Origin of the sequence: Streptomyces tibetensis, assembly GCF_007655005.1 — a bacterium.
GTDB lineage: Bacteria > Actinomycetota > Actinomycetes > Streptomycetales > Streptomycetaceae > Streptomyces > Streptomyces tibetensis.
Window position 1 is genome coordinate 112,371 of the sequence record NZ_SZVW01000011.1, and the last position, 15,246, is coordinate 127,616.

Here is a 15,246-nt window from a genome sequence, read left to right on the forward strand (position 1 = left end):
CTGCTCTGCCGCCGGCCGACGCTGCGTACAGCCGGTCGCAGTCGTCTGTCGGGTTACCACTGCCTGCTTGGTGAACCATCTGTGTCCGTCGGGCGACGGGCTGATCCTGTGAAGGGTTGATCGCCGCTGTCGACGGGACTGGTGGTGAAGGGCTGAAGTGCGTCGGCAGAATCATCCCGTCACACGACATGAGGTCACGCCGGTGGCGTTGCCGCCGGGGCCCGAGGGTGCTGTGTGGCTGCGCAGCGGCAGTCCCGTGCCCGGCGCGCTGGTCCTCAAGGACGCCGACGGCCGCACGCGGCGCTTCCGCCGCCACGGGGCGCGGGCCACGTGGTGGGACGGCCCGCAGCCGGCTGTGCATCTGCATCTCGTCGAGGCCGGGGCGTCGGACCGGTTCGTCGTGCTCAGCCGGCAGGTAGAGGCACTGACCCGGGAGGTAACCTTCCGTCGGCCACCGAAGTGGACCGGGCGCGGCTGCCGGCCGCTGAACAGGCCGCCCGTGCCCGGTTGCAGCACCTGTACGACCTGACCGCCGCCCTGGCCGGAGCGATCACTCTCGCGGAGGTTTCCCACGCTGTCAGCGAGGTGGCGCCGGCCGCCCTGGGGGGGGCCACCGCGGCGGAGCTCTGTCTGCACGCGGCACGGCTGGTACCGCCCCTCCAGCCGGAGGACAGCAGCCTTCCGGTCGGCGCGGGCGGCTGGACCGACCTGGACCGGCCCTCTTCCTCGGACGGCCCGCTCACTCGTGAAGCCGCGGACGCGGTTCCCCTGGCCTTGTCCCTGGAGGCGGACGGCGTCCACCTGGGCATGCTGATCGTCTACGGCTCGGACAGCTCCACCGCTCCCGAGCATGTGACGGCCGTGGCGCAGCAGATCGCCCAGGCCCTGCGCCGGGCGGGCCTGCACGAACACGAGCATCGGGTCGCCGAACGCCCGCAGCTCAGCCTCCTGCCCCAGCTTCCACAGCTTCCCGGCCTGGAGACGGCCACCTGCTACGCCCCGGGCAGTGACCTGCTCTCGGTCGGCGGCGACGGGTACGACGTCTACGACGTGGATGCCGATCACATCGTCCTGAGCATCGGCGACGTCGCCGGCCACGGACTGCACGAAGCGACCGTCATGGCCCAGGTCACCGCCGCCCTGCGCAACATCGTGCCGCGCTGCGGCGCCGACCCTGCCGCCGTCCTCGACGAAGTCGACACCTTCCTCGGCCGTTGTCACCCGGAGCGGATGGCCACCGCCTGCCACCTGGTCTCGATCGCCGCACCCGCACCCTGATGCAAGACACCGCCGGCCACCCGCCGCCGCTGCTCAACACGCCGACGGCTCCAGCACCTACCTCGCCCACGCCACCTCCCCGCCCCTCGGCCCCGTCCGGGGCATCCGCTACCGGCAGGCCGACACCACCGTGGCCGAGAACGACACGCTGCTGCTGTACACCGACGGGCTGATCGAGCGCCGTCGCGAAGACCTCGCCATCGGGATGCGGCGACTGACCGATTTCGCCCGCACCACCAGCGGCCTGGACATCGCCGAGCTCTGCGACCGATTCCTGCACCACCCCAGCCCGAGGCGGCGTTCCCCGACGACCGGGCCCTGCTCACCGTCCGCTTCCCCTCACCGTCCTCTTCCCCTCACCGTCCGCTTCCCGTCACCGTCCTCTTCCCCTCACCGTCCTGACGTGCCCTGCTCCGCCGACCCGGCTCCAGGTCTTCCCGTTCGGCGGCTGCGGCGGGCGGGAGATCTCGGGCGGTGGGGATAGATACCGTGCCGCCGGTGTCCCGGACGTATTGCCAGCCCGTGAGACACATGCTCCCTGAGGCGAGTCGACGCGGACGGCGCTTCCGTGCGGCCGTTGGGAGGCTCGTGCACCTACAGGGTTGGGCAGCGGGCCGCAGGGGGAGTCTGTGTCCTGCGGCCCGTCAACTGACGTGGAGCCCCTGTGACTTAAGTGGCCGCTGTCCCAGAGCCGGGGAACATCAGAGACGGGGTTGATGCATCGTGGAACGACGCATGTCGGTTGCGACGCACTGGGGCAGTTTCGTCGCGGTGGTTGACTCCGGTCGGCTGGTGCGAATCGAGCCGAGGCGCGATGACCCCGCACCGTCGCCCATCGGACCCGGAATGGTGACAGCCGCCGACGACAGCGCCCGCGTGTTGCGCCCCGCGGTGCGCAAGGGCTGGCTGAACGGCCTGCCGCGCGCCCACGACACCGCCAGGGGCACGGACGCCTTCGTGGAGGTGAGCTGGGACGACGCGATCACCCTGGTGAGCGAGGAACTGCGCCGAGTGCGTTCACAGCACGGAGACAGCGCCGTGTTCGGCGGCTCCTACGGCTGGGCGAGTGCGGGCGCGTTCCACAACGCGCAGGGGCAACTCCACCGGTTCCTTGCGTTGGGCGGGGGATACACCGACTCTCGCAACACGTACAGCACCGCGGCTTTGGAGGTCATCCTCCCCCATGTGATCGGCGGAGCTCCGTGGAGCTACCAGTCCCGGATGCCGATGTGGGACGAGATCGCCGACAACTGTGAGCTTGTGGTGGCGTTCGGAGGGCTGGCCCTCAAGAACAGCCAGATCAACCCCGGCGGACTGGCCAGACACCAGACGCAGGACCTTCAGCGAAAGTGCCGTGCGGCCGGGGTGCGGTTCGTGAACATCAGCCCTATCCGCAGCGACACCGCCGGTTTCCTCGACGCCGAGTGGCTGCCCGTCATCCCCAACACCGACACCGCCGCGATGCTCGGCATCGCACACACCATGCTGGTCAACGGCTGGCACGACGAGGACTTCCTTCGCCGTTGCTGCGTCGGGTTCGACCGCTTCGCCTCCTACTTGACCGGCGAATTCGACGGCGTTGCCAAGGATGCCGCCTGGGCAGCGAGGATCACGGGCCTAAGCCGGGACACGATCACGGAACTGGCTCGCCGCCTGTCCACACAACGTTCGCTCATCATGGTCAACTACGCGATACAGCGGGCGGACCATGGCGAACAGCCGATCTGGATGTCGGTCGTGCTGGCTGCCATGGCGGGCTCGATGGGGCGGCCCGGCTGCGGCTGGGGCGCGGGCTACGCGACGATGGACGCGACCGGCGTCGCCCCCGGCCGGCCCTCCGTGGCGTCGATTCCCCGGGTTCCCAACCCTGTCGCGGATTTCATCCCTGTCGCACGGATCGCCGACACCCTGCTGCATCCGGGCAAGACCATCGACTACGACGGCCGGCGCCTGACCTTGCCCGAGCTCCGCCTGATCTACTGGTGCGGAGGGAACCCGTTCCACCACCACCAAGACCTCCACCGATTGACCCGCGCCTGGCAGACCCCTGACACGGTGGTGGTTCACGAAGCCTGGTGGAACACCACGGCCAAGTTCGCCGACATCGTCCTTCCCGTCGCCACCAGTCTGGAGCGCGACGACTTCGCCGCCGGATTCTCCGACCCCCACCTCGTCGCGATGCCGAAAGTCCGTGAGCCGGCGGGCGAGTCACGCACCGACCACCACATCTTCACCACCCTGGCCTCGCGGCTCGGATACGAACGCGAGTTCACGCAGTCACGCTCCGAGATCGAATGGGTCAGGCACCTCTACGAGCAGACGAGGGCCGACCTCGGCGACGACGGGGCCTTGCCGAGCTTCGACGACTTCTGGCGAAGCTCCACGGCTGAGCTGCCGGCGCTGAGCGGCCCGTTCCCCGGCAGCTTCGAGGCGCTCCGCGCAGATCCGCAGCGTTTCCCCCTGACGACCCCGTCGGGCCGGATCGAGATCTTCTCCGAGGAGATCGACTCCTTCGGCTACGACGACTGCACCGGGCATCCGGCGTGGTTCGAACCAGTGGAGTGGCTCCGTGCCGGCCTGTCGGACCGATTCCCGCTGCACTTGATCTCGAATCAGCCCGCCTCACGCCTGCACAGCCAGTACGACAACGGCGGCCACAGCCTCAAGTCGAAGATCCGGGGCCGTGAGCCCGTGACGATCAATCCGCTGGACGCCGCGTCCCGTGGCATCGAGAACGGCATGGTCGTACGCGTCCACAACGACCGCGGCAGCTGCCTGGCGGGCGCAGTCCTGTCGGACGACGTCATGCCAGGCGTCATCCAACTGTCCACCGGAGCATGGTGGGACCCGGCCCAGCCGGGCCAGAGCGGCACCTTGGACCGCCACGGCAATCCCAACACCCTCACGGCCGACCGAGGGTGTTCGCGCCTGTCCCAGGGACCGAGCGCCCACAGCGCGCTCGTCGACGTCGAGCTCTACGACGGCCCCCTTCCGGATGTGCTCGCCTTCGCACCACCACACCTCGAACACTGACACGCAAGCTGCCTGCCCCTTCGAGCAGGTCCTTCGTGTTCGCCGTCGTCAAGCGCGCAGCGGGCCGCCCCGGCTGCCAGAGGCTCCACCCCCCGTGTTGCAAGTGCGTAATCAGATGAATACTGTGCGCAGTCGTGACTGCACTTCAAGACCTCAAGTACGGCCAGTGGTTCAGGGGCGCCGACGTCGACGGCGACGGGTTCATCACCCAGCAAGACGTCCGCGCGATGAGCGAGCGCTACATCGCCGCCCGAGACACCGCGCCGGACTCCGCGACCGCCCGCCGACTCATCGAGGGAATGGACGGGTTCTGGACGAATGTGATCGCCCCCATGGACCAGGACGGTGACGGGAAGGTCGATCTGCGGGAGATGACCGAAGGCTTCAGGAGCGTCCTGACCGACCCCGCCCTCTATCCGCAGCAAATCGCGCCAGTCACCAACTGCTTCTTCGACCTCGTCGACCTCAACGCGGACGGCAAGATCGACCAGGCCGAGTTCCAGCAGATGTTCGACTCGGTCGCCGGTGTGCCCGGCGAGGACTGCGCCACGATCTTCGCCGCTCTGGACAGGGACGGCTCCGGTGGGCTGGACCGCGCCGAATTCCACCAGGCCCTCACCGAGTTCTTCTACGGCAACGACCCGGATGCTCCCGCCAACCACCTCTTCGGCAGGGTCACCGCCTGACAGCCCGGGATCCGACCGCCCACACCACTGCTGTGCGGGCGGTCGGCGTCGAGGCGCCAGGTTAGGCGGTCCCCGGCGCGTCCCGTCGGTCGGCGTCCGACTCGTCGTTCTCGTCCAGCTCCGGCGCGTCCGGGTCGCGCAGCGGGCACAGGGCACCGGCGGCCGGGGGCGAGGCGGTGAAGCTGTAGCGGTCGAGCAGATTCAGATCGCGTGCTTGCGCACGCTGCGCCGCCTGCCGGCCACGGTGCTCGCCGCCCTGCACGACCTGAACCTCGCCGCCTACTACCGCGACCGCCTCTACGTACTCGACCACGGTCGGCTTGCCGCCGGCGACCCGCCCGTGGAGATCCTCACGTCCCGGCTGCTGGCCGAGGTCTACGGCGTGACAAGCGAGGTGGCCATTCATCCCCGCACGGGCGCCGCAGGTGACCTTCCTCCTCGGAGAGCCGCACCCGGCCGAAGCGGCAGAGGCACCACCTCGCACCTCTTCGTCCTGCGGCTGAACGCACAGAGGCGGTGCCGGGCGGGGCGACTGACCGTCCCCCTTTGACACATCATCAGGTGCAGCGCCAGCCGAGCGTCAAAACAATGCACCACGACTTGCTCCTGGCGTGCCCGATCCAGGAGAGCCAACTGCTGTAGGAGCGTCCGAGGCTCAGCAGGCCACCGTCGGCTCATTGCCCTCTTCGCGCCCAGGCGCATGACGAAGCCTGCCGGAAGCCCGGCGGCACCGCAGCGTGCGGGTCAGCGGAGCTGAGCGAGATCGATGGCGTTCGCCATGGCCTGGTCGCCCGCGGAGTTCGGGTGCAGGTGGTCTCCGCTGTCGTAGGCAGGGCGGAGCTTCAGCGGGTCGGACGGGTCGGCCATCGTCTTGGCGAAGTCGATGGTGCCGTCGAAGGCGTGACTGGTGAGGATCCAGTGGTTGACCTTCTGGCGGATCGCGTCGCCGGCGGCGGTGTAGTAGGGGCCGCCCTTGGTGTTGCTGTAGGCGGCGCCCTTGTAGGGGAGGAGGGTGCCGCCGTAGATGCGGACGTGGGCTGCGTGCGCCTTCGCGATCAGGGCGCGGTAGCCGTCGATCAGATCCCCGGCGGTGAGTGCCTTGCCGTCGAGGCCGGCGTTGTTGCCGATGTCGTTGATGCCTTCGAGGAGGATCACGCTGCGGACCCGGGGTTCGCCGAGGGCGTCGTGGGTGAAGCGGTCCAGTCCGCTGACGCCGAGTTCGGGCTCGGCAGCCGGCGCGTCGGTGAGGACCCGGTTGCCGCTGATGCCTGCGTTCACGACGCCCATACGGCTGCCACCCGGCTGCGCGGCGAGGCGGCGGGCGAGGTCGTCCGGCCAGCGGGTGTTGGTGCCCGGTGAAGAGCCCCATCCGTCGGTGATGGAATCGCCGAAAGCGACCAGCGTGCCGCGTGCGCGGGGGGTGAGAACGTCCAGGCCGTCCAGGAAGTACCAGGAGCTGGTGGTGCTGGGGTAGTTCGCGGTGCCGGTATCCGCGGTGTGGTCGCCCTTCCCGGAGACGTAGCTGGTGTCCCGGGCGACGGAGTGGAAGGTGGCGGAGCCGGTCGTCTTCGGGAGGTAGACGCTTACCAACAGGTCCTCGTCAGCGGCGGTGGTGAAGTCGACGGCGTCAGTGCTGAGTTCGCGCCCAACCGGGATCACCGTTCCGGTAGCGCCGTGGAAGGTGACCTTCTGCCGGGTGCGGGCGGCGACACTCCCGCCCGAGGTGCGCACGGCCACGTTGACGGCACCGATCACCAGCGGCGCGCTGCCGTACTTATTGGTCAGCCGCAGCCGCACCTTCCGGCCCGCGACGTCGGTGTGCACCACCATCCGCACCGTCTGGTCAGAGAAACTCGGCCCGCCAGCCGTCATGCCGGCTTCCCAGCCGCCGATCCAGGGCTGCCCTGCGGCGTCGGCCGTCGCCGTCGCCGTCCCGGATGCGGCGAGCATCCCGGACACCAACAGTGCCGCCGTGACCCTCAGAGTGCGTCGCGTACCGAATGTCATCTTCATCCACTCCACCGATAAGTCGCTGCACGCGCTCACCCAGCCCTGGTAGACACCGCTGTACGGTAAGGCACGCTGATGTGCCGTTCAGCCTTGCACGGCGGCTCGGCGTTGTGAGGGGGGAGAAATCTTCCCCGTTTGCTTCCCGCGGAGGGGGTACGAGTCTGCGCCTTGCATCGCGTCGCCGGGGACGTGACGGTGAATCACGAGCCGTCGGGTGGAGGGTGCAGCACCACTCGCGTCTGCCGGCCGGAGGGAGTCAGTGGGCGCCCGGCGGACGAAAGCGGCAGTGTCGCCCTCCTCCGGAGGCGGTGCGTCCGGCCCGGACCCGGTGACACAACCCCCAGGTCATGCGTTCGACAGGGGGCAACGGTCATGCCGGGCCCGGAGGCCAGCGGCCCTCTTGCAGAACTGCGAAGAACATAACGGGGAATCTCCTGGTAGACGGGTTCGAGGAAGAGCCCCTCCGCAAGCTCCGCTGCTCGACGACCCAGGTCACGAGCCTCGTCCGAGCTGTCCTCATCCTCCGTCTGGCCGGCTCAGACGGAGGATGGCCAAGACTCACCGACCGAACTGCCGAAGCTGGGGAACCTGCCCGGGGAATGAGAAGGCAGTAGTTGCCTACCCGGGAATTCGCATCCAGGGGACGAATTCCTCCCCCCATCGCGAGTGGACAGCATCTCCGCACCCGCGAATCATGGTGTCACGACCGCCGGTTGGCGAATCGACGGCGACGAAGGGACAGGCGCCATGGTCCAGACCGTTCTATTCAGGAACAAGGCCGTGGAAATCTCGGCACACCTTCACCTGCCGGACGATTTCAACGAAGAAAAGAAGTACCCCGCCCTCGTCGGAATTCATCCGGCCGGCGGTGTGAAGGAACAGACCATCGGCCAGTACGCGAAGCGGCTGGCCGCGCACGGATTCGTCACCGTGGTCTACGACTCTTCCTACCAAGGGGAGAGCGGCGGCGAGCCCCGCCTTCTGGAGGACCCGCCGACCAGAGTGGAGGACGCCCGCTGTGCGGCGGACTTCCTGACCACTCTCCCTTACGTCGACACCGAGCGGATGGGCGTGTTCGGCATCTGCGCCGGCGGCGGCTACGCGATCAGCGTGGCCCAGACCGAACGCCGCTTCAAGGCGGTGGCCACCGTCAGCGCGGCCCCGATGGGCGAGGGCTCCCGGGCCTTCCTCGGGCAGCTATCCCCGGTGGCCGAGCAGATCAAAACCCTGGAAGCGGTCGCCCAGCAGCGCACGGCGGAGGCGAGCGGAGCGGCACCGGCCTACGCCCCGTTCGTCCCGGAGACGCTGGAAGAGATCGACGACAACACACCGGACCTCCTGCGTGAGGGATACGACTACTACCGAACTCCGCGCGGTCAGCATCCCAATTCCAAGGGCCGTTTCCTGCTGACCAGCCTGGACAAGATGTACGCCTTCTCGGCGTTCGACCAGATTCCGGAACTGTTGACCCAGCCGCTGCTCCTCGTTGCGGGAAGCAAGGCCGACACAAAGATTTTCAGCGACCAGGCGTACGAGCTTTCCAACGGCCCGAAGGAATTGTTCGTCGTCGACGGTGCGACTCACATCGCCATGTACGACGTCCCCGAGTACATGGATCAGGCGATCACCAAGATGGTGAAGTTCTTCGCCGTCCTCTGACAGCAGAAATTCATTCGAGGAGCACTATCATCATGCCTGATCCCGGCCGTCCCACCATTGCCATCGCCTTTCATTCGGGTTACGGCCACACGGCCGTCATCGCCGAAGCCGTGGCGCGCGGTGCGGCGGGAGCCGGCGCCGATGCCGTCGCGATCCCCGTCGACACCATCACCGACGAGCAGTGGGCACGGCTGGACGCCGCCGACGCGATCATCTTCGGTTCCGCCACCTACATGGGCACCGCCTCCGCGGCCTTCCATGCCTTCGCCGAGGCCAGCAGCAAGCGCTGGTTCCCGCATGCGTGGGTGGACAAGCTCGCCGCGGGCTTCACCAACTCCGGAGCCAAGAGCGGCGACAAGTCCTCCACCCTCGGCTATTTCGCCACCCTGGCCGCCCAGCACGGCATGCACTGGATCAGCCTGGGCCTGCTGCCGGGCTGGGACTCCACCACCGGCAGCGAGGACGACATCAACCGACTGGGCTTCTTCCTCGGCGCCGGCGCCCAGAGCCCTACCGATGCCGGCCCGGAAGCGGTCCACACGTCGGACATCGCCACCGCGGAGCACCTGGGCGCCCGCGTCGCACGCCAGGCCGCGATCTTCCGCGCCGGACGGACCGTCCTCGCCGCCTGATCACACATGCCCTTCCCACCACATCAATCCACCCCCCGCAAGGAGCACACCGTGTCCGACTCCCCGCATCTCGCCCTCATCCGCCGCGTGTACGAATCCGGGATGGCCCCGGAAGTGACCAGTGAGGTCATGGCGCCGGACCTCGCCTGGGACATCACCCCCGGCTTCCCCAACAGCGGCGTGTACCACGGCTGGGACGACGCGGCGAAGAACTTCTTGGGCAGGACGATGCCGAACTACGAGTCCTTCGGCGCGGTGCCCGAGGAGTTCTACGCGGACGACGAGGGCCACGTCTTCGTGTTCGGCCACTACCACGCCGAGACGAAGACCGGGAACAAGGCCGACGTCCGGTTCATCCACCTGTGGACCGTCCGCGAGGGCAAGGCCGTGAGCATGCGCCAGGCCGCCGACAGCCACATTCTCCAGGAAGCCCTCAAGGGCTGACACCCGCGTCAGGAGACCGAGAACCATGGCGAAGATCCTCTTCGTGATCACGGCGTCCGACCACTGGACGCTGGCCGACGGAACCCGCCAGCCGGCCGGGTTCTGGGCCGAGGAAGCCCTCGGCCCGTACCAGGTCTTCAAGGAGGCCGGATACGAGATCGCGGCGGCGACCCCCGGCGGCGTGCCCCCGACCGCCGACGCCCTCAGCCTCACCGCGGAGTTCAACGGCGGCGAGGAGGGCGCCGAGCGCATGCGGACCGCGCTGCGGAAGGCCACCGAGCTGGCGCACCCGATGCGCATCGAGGACGTGGACATCGACGACTACGTGGCCGTCTTCTACCCGGGCGGCTGGGGTCCGATGGAGGACCTGCCCGACGACGCCGAGTCCGGCAGGCTGCTCACCGAGTGGCTCGCCTCTGGCAAGCCCGTGTCCCTGGTCTGCCACGGCCCCGCCGCGCTGCTGGCCACCATCGGCCCGGACGGGACCTCCCCGTACGCCGGCTACCGGCTGACCGGCCTGTCCAACGCCGAGGAGAAGCAGAACGGGCTCGCGGACCGCGCGAAGTGGTTGCTCCAGGACCGCCTGGTCAGCGACCTCGAGGCGGACTACCGCGAGGCCGATCCCTTCACCCCGCACGTCCAGGTCGACCGCACGCTGTACACCGGCCAGAACCCGTACTCGGCCGTTCCCCTGGCCCACGAGCTGGTCAAAGCACTGAGCTGACTGCCGGGCGGTATCCGCTGCGGTGGCCGGGTGCGTACGCGCGCACCTGGCCACCTTCCCCTTTTCCGGCTCCGGAAGCGCCCGCAGAACGACGGGGCTCACCGCCCACTGGCCGAACAGACAGGGGAGGAATCTGTCCCCCCTATAAATCGCGCCGTTTGTGCCAGGCTGAAGGTCATGAACCGCAACCCTCATCTGAACGAGCTGGGTGAGTTCCTCAAGGCCCGCCGTGCTGAGCTCACCCCCTCCGAGGTGGGCCTGCGCGGCGGGCATCGGCGGCGTGTGAAGGGTCTGCGCCGCGAGGAAGTGGCCCTCCTCGCCGCGATCAGTACGGAGTACTACACGCGGATCGAACAGGGCCGCCTCCAGGCGTCTGCTCCCCTCCTCGACGAGATCGCCCAGGTGCTCCGTCTCAACGACGCCCAGCGCATCTACCTCTTCCACCTCGCCGCGAAGGAGAGGGTGCGCCCGTCGACGTATCGCGAGCGGCAGCAGGTGGACCCGCAGCTGCAGCGCATGCTGGACGATCTGACGACCTCCCCGGCCTTCGTCATCGGCCGCTGCACCGACATCCTCGGCTGGAACCGGCTCGCCGCCGCCCTGTGGACCGACTTCGGGCGCTATCCCGAGCAGGAGCGGGTGTTCGTCCGGCTGCTGTTCACCGAACCGTGGATGCGCGAGTTGTACGTCGACTGGGAGGAGGTCACCCGGCTGGCCATCGCCCAGCTGCGCATGGAGAGCGCGCGCTATCCCGACGACCAGCCTCTGACCGCACTGGTCGAGGAGCTGTCCGCCCGTGACGCTCAGTTCCGGCAGTGGTGGACCGAACATGACGTCGCCATGCGGGGCAACGGCGTCAAGAAGCTGCGCCACCCGGTCGTGGGCGAGCTGACGCTCGACTGGAACACGCTCACCTGCGGCACGGACCCCGACCAGCACATCATCGTGTGGAACGCAGCACCCGGCTCGCCGTCCCACGACGGGCTGCGGGTCCTCGCCTCCTGGGCCGCCGAGCAGAAACCGACGGCGTCCGACGCGACCAGCTGAGCCATCTCCCCACAGAGGCCCACACAGCTCGGCTCGCCGTGCCCTGTCCTGCGCGGGGGAGAAATCCGTCCCTCCTATGGCAGCATCCCCGCCAAGATCTCTCCCCTTTTGCGGGTTCATGCGAGACGCGAGAGTCGGACACCTCAACGACCGCTCGTCAAGACGAGGTGCTTCGCATGAAGGCTGTAGGTTTCACGGAATTCGGTGGGCCGGAGGTGCTCCAGATCCTGGAGCTGCCCGTCCCGGAGGCTGGTCCCGGCGAGGTGCGCATCCGCGTGCGTGCGGCGACCGTCAGCGCGGTCGACGCCCTGCAGCGCAGCGGACCTGCCCGGTCCCCCGAAGCCCGGCCGCCGTTCGTCCCCGGCATGGAGGCCGCCGGCGTCGTGGACCAGATCGGCGCGGGTACGGACACGGACCTCAGCGTCGGTGACCATGTCATGGCGATCGTCCTGGCCGACGGCTCTCGTGGCGCCTATGCCGAGCAGGTCGTCGTGCCGGCGGAGTCGGTGGTGCGCGCTCCCCGCGGCGCGAGCGACGAGCAGGCCGCGTCGCTGCCGATGAACGGCCTGACCGCGCGCCTGGCGCTGGACACCCTCGGCCTGGAGGCCAGGCAGACCGTCGCCGTCACCGGAGCGGCCGGCGCGGTGGGCGGTTACGCCGTCCAGCTGGCCAAGGCGGACGGGCTGCGGGTGGTGGCCGACGCCTCGGAGCAGGACGAGACCCTGGTCAAGGAACTCGGCGCCGACATCGTGCTGCGTCGCGGAGCCGAGTACCCGGGCCGGGTCCGTGCTCAGGTCCCGGAGGGCGTCGACGGGCTCCTCGACGGCGCGTCCCTCGGCGCGCTCACCGCCCGGGCGGTGCGTGACGGTGGCCGGGTGGTGACCCTGCGCGGCTACGACGGCCCCGGCGAGCGAGGCATCGTCTACGAGCCGATCGTCGTGTTCCGCTACGCCCGGGAGCACGCCAAGCTCGACCGGCTCCGGCAGCAGGTGGAAGAAGGCCGTATCACCCTCCGGGTCGCCAGGACATTCCCCGCAGAGCAGGCCGCCGAAGCACACCGTCTGCTCGCGGCGGGCGGTGTGCGGGGCCGACTGGTCCTGACGTTCTGACGCGGAGCACGAGAGGACGCTGACACGGCTGCCCTCGACGCCGTGCAGCGGGTGCAGCAGGACAGCCCAAGAAGTCCGGCCGCACCCGCTACACGGCGAACGCGTCGACCTGCGTCAGCTGCGCCGACAGTTCCCACAGCCGTGCCGCCTGCTCGGGGTCGGTCGCCCAGTCCTTCACACCCCGCATCCCGCCGTCGCCGGGAGCGGGGTCTGCCACGTCGCAGTCCTCGAGGTAGAGACCGCCCATGTTGGCCAGCCGGGGCGAGGTCGCCGCCCACACCTGCGTGGCCGCCCCTTGCTGCGGGGTCTTGAAGAAGTCCGGGTCGCGCAGGTCGCCGTCCTCGTCGAACCAGCCGAACTCCACCCTCTCCTCCTCGGGCACGTGCCGCAGGAGCGGTGTGATGATCACGCCGGGATGCACGGCGAAGGCGCGGACGCCGAAGTCCTGGGCGAGCCTGTCCAGGTGCACCGCGAACAGCGCGTTCGCCGTCTTGGCCTGCCCGTACGCCTGCCACTTGTCGTAACCTCGCTCCCACTGGACGTCGTCCCAGCGGATGCCGGACATGTGGTGGCCGCCGGAGGAGACGGAGACCACCCGGGCGCCGCCGGACGCGAGGGCCGGCCACAGTCGGTTGACGAGGGCGAAGTGGCCGAGGTGGTTGATCGCGAACTGCGCCTCCCAGCCGGGCCCCACCCGCGTTTCGGGGCAAGCCATGATCCCGGCGCTGTCGATGACGAAGTCGATGCTCCTGCCCGAGGCGAGGAACCCCTCCGCGAAGCCGCGCACGCTCTCCAGGTCGCCGAGGTCCAGTTCGTCGACCTCGACACCGGGAACCCCGTCCAGGGCCTTCCGCGCATCCCCGGGCCGACGCGCGGGGACGATGAGGCGGGCGCCGGCCCGGGTGAGCGCGCGAGTGGTCTCCAGGCCGATGCCCGAGTAGCCGCCCGTGACGATGGCGAGCTTCCCGCTGAGGTCGATGCCCTGCAGGACGTCGTCGGCGGTGCTCCCCGCGCCGAAACCGGAGCCGATCTTGTGCTGTGCGGTAGTCATGCTCAACCGCTCCAAACCGAGGTAGGGACATCTTGCGGTTCGAGTAGGGCTCTATCGGTCCGTTCAGCTGCTCCGCTCGCTGAGGAGCGGTCCGCGGCGGCCGAGGGCCCACACGAGGAGGGCGGCGCAGGCGAGGCCGGCGCCGGTCAGGGAGACGGCCGTCCAGCCGCCGGCGGACCACAGGACGGAGGCGGCGGCGGAGCCGACCGCGCCGCCGAGGAAGTTGCAGGTGACGAAGGCCGTGTTGAGTCGGCTCCGGGCCTGCGGTGCGACCGCGAAAAGCCGTGTCTGGTTGAGGATGTTCACGCCCTGCACGGCGATGTCGAGCAACACGATGACCGCGATGATCCCCGCGACGGAACGGTCGGCGAAGGCCGCGACGACGAAGGAGACCACGATCGCGGCCCAACCCCATCCGGTGGCCGGCAGGGACCAGCCCCGGTCGTGGAGCCGCCCCGCACGCTGGACGGCCAGCGCCCCGGCCAGGCCGACGAGGCCGAACATGCCGATGGCGGACACCGAATAGCCGAAGGGCTCCGCACTGAGCAGGAAGGTCAGTGCGGTCCAGAACATGGTGAAGACGCCGAAGGCGGTGGCGCCGAGGAACAGGGTCCAGCGCACCGCGCGTTCCTGCCGGATCACCTGCCAGACCGAGAGCAGCAGCTGCGGGTAGGGAAGGTGCGTCTTCGGGGCGAGTGGAGGGATCGTGCGGCGAAGCAGGACCGCGAAAGCCACAGAGACCGCTGCGGCGACGAAGTAGATGGTGCGCCATCCGGCGGCATCTGCGAGGAGTCCGCTGATGGTGCGGGAGGTGAGGATGCCGATGAGCAGTCCGGAGACGACCGTCCCCACCACCTGCCCGCGGTCGGTGTCGTCGGCGAGGTCACCGGCGAGCGGAGTGAGCAGCTGGCCGCTGACGGTGGTCAGGCCCAGAAAGGTGATCGCGACCAAGAGCGTGCCGATGGAAGGCGCGAGCGCGCAGGCGATGAGGGCAACAGCCGCGCAGAGCATCATCCCGGGGACGAACCGACGTCTGTCGAGCACGTCGCCGAGTGGCACCAGCAGCAACGCCCCGGCCGCGTAGCCGATCTGCGTGGCTGTCACGAGCCAGCCCGCGAGTGCGGTGGAGGCGTGCAGGTCGCGGGCGATGAAGTCGAGCAGCGGTTGTGCCCAGTAGAGGTTGGCGACGGCGGTGCCGCCGGCGACCGCGAACAGCAGAGGCAAGCCACGGCCCATGCGGTTCTTGTTCGCGCCGGCAGGGGGGCTCGCGGTGGGCGGCGTGGGGGTGTCCGGGGTAGCCATGGGTGGGTGTCCAGGTGAGTACGGGCCCGCCGGCGGTGCCGCCGGGGTGGGGCAGATCTGTTCAGCCGTGGCGGCCTGCTGGGGTTCAGGCAGGACTCGGCTGACCATGGGCAGATTTCCCCCTGCGGAGGAGAAAATGAAGAGGTCTTTTCCTTACCCGGGCATCGATTTTCCGGGGGATGGTTTTCTCCCCCCATGCATTCATGGGCAGGTGGAATACCCGCGGATATGGTCACTGGCGCGACCCGGGCGGAAGCAGCGGGTCCGATTC

General features: G+C 69.1%; 14 protein-coding genes and 2 pseudogenes. 13 read left to right on the top strand and 3 right to left on the bottom strand.

Annotation, left to right across the window (positions count from 1 at the left end):
• The first annotated feature begins 202 nt into the window (after positions 1-202).
• The 6 genes and pseudogenes from FDO69_RS19775 to FDO69_RS42080 all read left to right on the top strand — a co-directional run.
• Positions 203-529 carry a hypothetical protein gene (locus FDO69_RS19775; RefSeq protein ID WP_138430125.1) on the top strand — a complete coding sequence of 109 codons (327 nt, stop codon included), beginning with the start codon at positions 203-205 and terminating at the stop codon, positions 527-529.
• Positions 508-1,278 carry a PP2C family protein-serine/threonine phosphatase gene (locus FDO69_RS42715; protein WP_138430127.1) on the top strand — a complete coding sequence of 257 codons (771 nt, stop codon included), beginning with the start codon at positions 508-510 and terminating at the stop codon, positions 1,276-1,278. Before FDO69_RS19775 ends, FDO69_RS42715 begins: the two co-directional genes overlap by 22 nt.
• Positions 1,175-1,762 (top strand): SpoIIE family protein phosphatase, encoded by a 588-nt coding sequence (locus FDO69_RS43080; protein WP_104781182.1) that lies wholly within the window; start codon positions 1,175-1,177, stop codon positions 1,760-1,762. Before FDO69_RS42715 ends, FDO69_RS43080 begins: the two co-directional genes overlap by 104 nt.
• Positions 1,763-2,013: 251 nt before the next feature.
• The gene (locus tag FDO69_RS19790) at positions 2,014-4,311 is read left to right on the top strand and encodes a molybdopterin-dependent oxidoreductase (RefSeq protein WP_199838295.1); all 2,298 of its coding nucleotides are present in this window, start codon (positions 2,014-2,016) and stop codon (positions 4,309-4,311) included.
• A 134-nt stretch (positions 4,312-4,445) separates the two neighbouring features.
• Positions 4,446-4,997, top strand: coding sequence for an EF-hand domain-containing protein (locus FDO69_RS19795; protein ID WP_104781184.1), 552 nt, complete (start codon positions 4,446-4,448; stop codon positions 4,995-4,997).
• Positions 4,998-5,199: 202 nt separating this feature from the next.
• A pseudogene (locus tag FDO69_RS42080) lies at positions 5,200-5,500 on the top strand (histidinol phosphatase); the annotation flags it as partial.
• A 241-nt stretch (positions 5,501-5,741) separates the two neighbouring features.
• Here the strand turns inward: FDO69_RS42080 and FDO69_RS19810 are convergent.
• On the bottom strand, positions 5,742-7,004 hold the full coding sequence (locus FDO69_RS19810; protein ID WP_138430129.1) for an SGNH/GDSL hydrolase family protein: 1,263 nt from the start codon (positions 7,002-7,004) through the stop codon (positions 5,742-5,744).
• Between the two features lie 464 nt (positions 7,005-7,468).
• On the opposite strand from FDO69_RS19810, the pseudogene FDO69_RS43085 reads away from it, so the two are divergent.
• From FDO69_RS43085 to FDO69_RS19845, 7 genes and pseudogenes are all read left to right on the top strand, one after another.
• A pseudogene (locus FDO69_RS43085) lies at positions 7,469-7,549 on the top strand (IS5/IS1182 family transposase); the annotation flags it as partial.
• 205 nt (positions 7,550-7,754) lie between these two features.
• Entirely contained in the window at positions 7,755-8,666 is a 912-nt protein-coding gene (locus tag FDO69_RS19820) for an alpha/beta hydrolase (protein ID WP_104781187.1), read from the top strand.
• A gap of 32 nt (positions 8,667-8,698) precedes the next feature.
• Positions 8,699-9,298, top strand: coding sequence for a flavodoxin family protein (locus FDO69_RS19825; RefSeq protein WP_104781188.1), 600 nt, complete (start codon positions 8,699-8,701; stop codon positions 9,296-9,298).
• A gap of 51 nt (positions 9,299-9,349) precedes the next feature.
• Positions 9,350-9,742, top strand: coding sequence for a nuclear transport factor 2 family protein (locus FDO69_RS19830; protein WP_104781189.1), 393 nt, complete (start codon positions 9,350-9,352; stop codon positions 9,740-9,742).
• 25 nt (positions 9,743-9,767) lie between these two features.
• The gene (locus FDO69_RS19835) at positions 9,768-10,466 is read left to right on the top strand and encodes a type 1 glutamine amidotransferase domain-containing protein (protein ID WP_104781190.1); all 699 of its coding nucleotides are present in this window, start codon (positions 9,768-9,770) and stop codon (positions 10,464-10,466) included.
• Positions 10,467-10,643: 177 nt separating this feature from the next.
• A complete protein-coding gene (locus tag FDO69_RS19840; protein WP_104781191.1) occupies positions 10,644-11,513 on the top strand; it encodes a helix-turn-helix domain-containing protein in 870 nt (289 codons plus the stop codon).
• Between the two features lie 176 nt (positions 11,514-11,689).
• Positions 11,690-12,622 (top strand): NADP-dependent oxidoreductase, encoded by a 933-nt coding sequence (locus FDO69_RS19845; RefSeq protein WP_104781192.1) that lies wholly within the window; start codon positions 11,690-11,692, stop codon positions 12,620-12,622.
• An 88-nt stretch (positions 12,623-12,710) separates the two neighbouring features.
• Here the strand turns inward: FDO69_RS19845 and FDO69_RS19850 are convergent, their stop codons facing one another.
• Entirely contained in the window at positions 12,711-13,673 is a 963-nt protein-coding gene (locus tag FDO69_RS19850) for an SDR family NAD(P)-dependent oxidoreductase (protein WP_104781193.1), read from the bottom strand.
• A gap of 63 nt (positions 13,674-13,736) precedes the next feature.
• Positions 13,737-14,975, bottom strand: coding sequence for an MFS transporter (locus FDO69_RS19855; RefSeq protein WP_199838296.1), 1,239 nt, complete (start codon positions 14,973-14,975; stop codon positions 13,737-13,739).
• Positions 14,976-15,246 lie beyond the last annotated feature (271 nt).

What these genes read in the sequence shown, in the direction of transcription:
- FDO69_RS19790 (WP_199838295.1), top strand. Translation starts at nt 2,014, where the DNA reads ATGTCGGTTGCGACGCACTGGGGCAGTTTCGTCGCGGTGGTTGACTCC.
- FDO69_RS19810 (WP_138430129.1), bottom strand. Translation starts at nt 7,004, where the DNA reads ATGACATTCGGTACGCGACGCACTCTGAGGGTCACGGCGGCACTGTTG.
- FDO69_RS19820 (WP_104781187.1), top strand. Translation starts at nt 7,755, where the DNA reads ATGGTCCAGACCGTTCTATTCAGGAACAAGGCCGTGGAAATCTCGGCA.
- FDO69_RS19825 (WP_104781188.1), top strand. Translation starts at nt 8,699, where the DNA reads ATGCCTGATCCCGGCCGTCCCACCATTGCCATCGCCTTTCATTCGGGT.
- FDO69_RS19835 (WP_104781190.1), top strand. Translation starts at nt 9,768, where the DNA reads ATGGCGAAGATCCTCTTCGTGATCACGGCGTCCGACCACTGGACGCTG.
- FDO69_RS19840 (WP_104781191.1), top strand. Translation starts at nt 10,644, where the DNA reads ATGAACCGCAACCCTCATCTGAACGAGCTGGGTGAGTTCCTCAAGGCC.
- FDO69_RS19845 (WP_104781192.1), top strand. Translation starts at nt 11,690, where the DNA reads ATGAAGGCTGTAGGTTTCACGGAATTCGGTGGGCCGGAGGTGCTCCAG.
- FDO69_RS19850 (WP_104781193.1), bottom strand. Translation starts at nt 13,673, where the DNA reads ATGACTACCGCACAGCACAAGATCGGCTCCGGTTTCGGCGCGGGGAGC.
- FDO69_RS19855 (WP_199838296.1), bottom strand. Translation starts at nt 14,975, where the DNA reads ATGGCTACCCCGGACACCCCCACGCCGCCCACCGCGAGCCCCCCTGCC.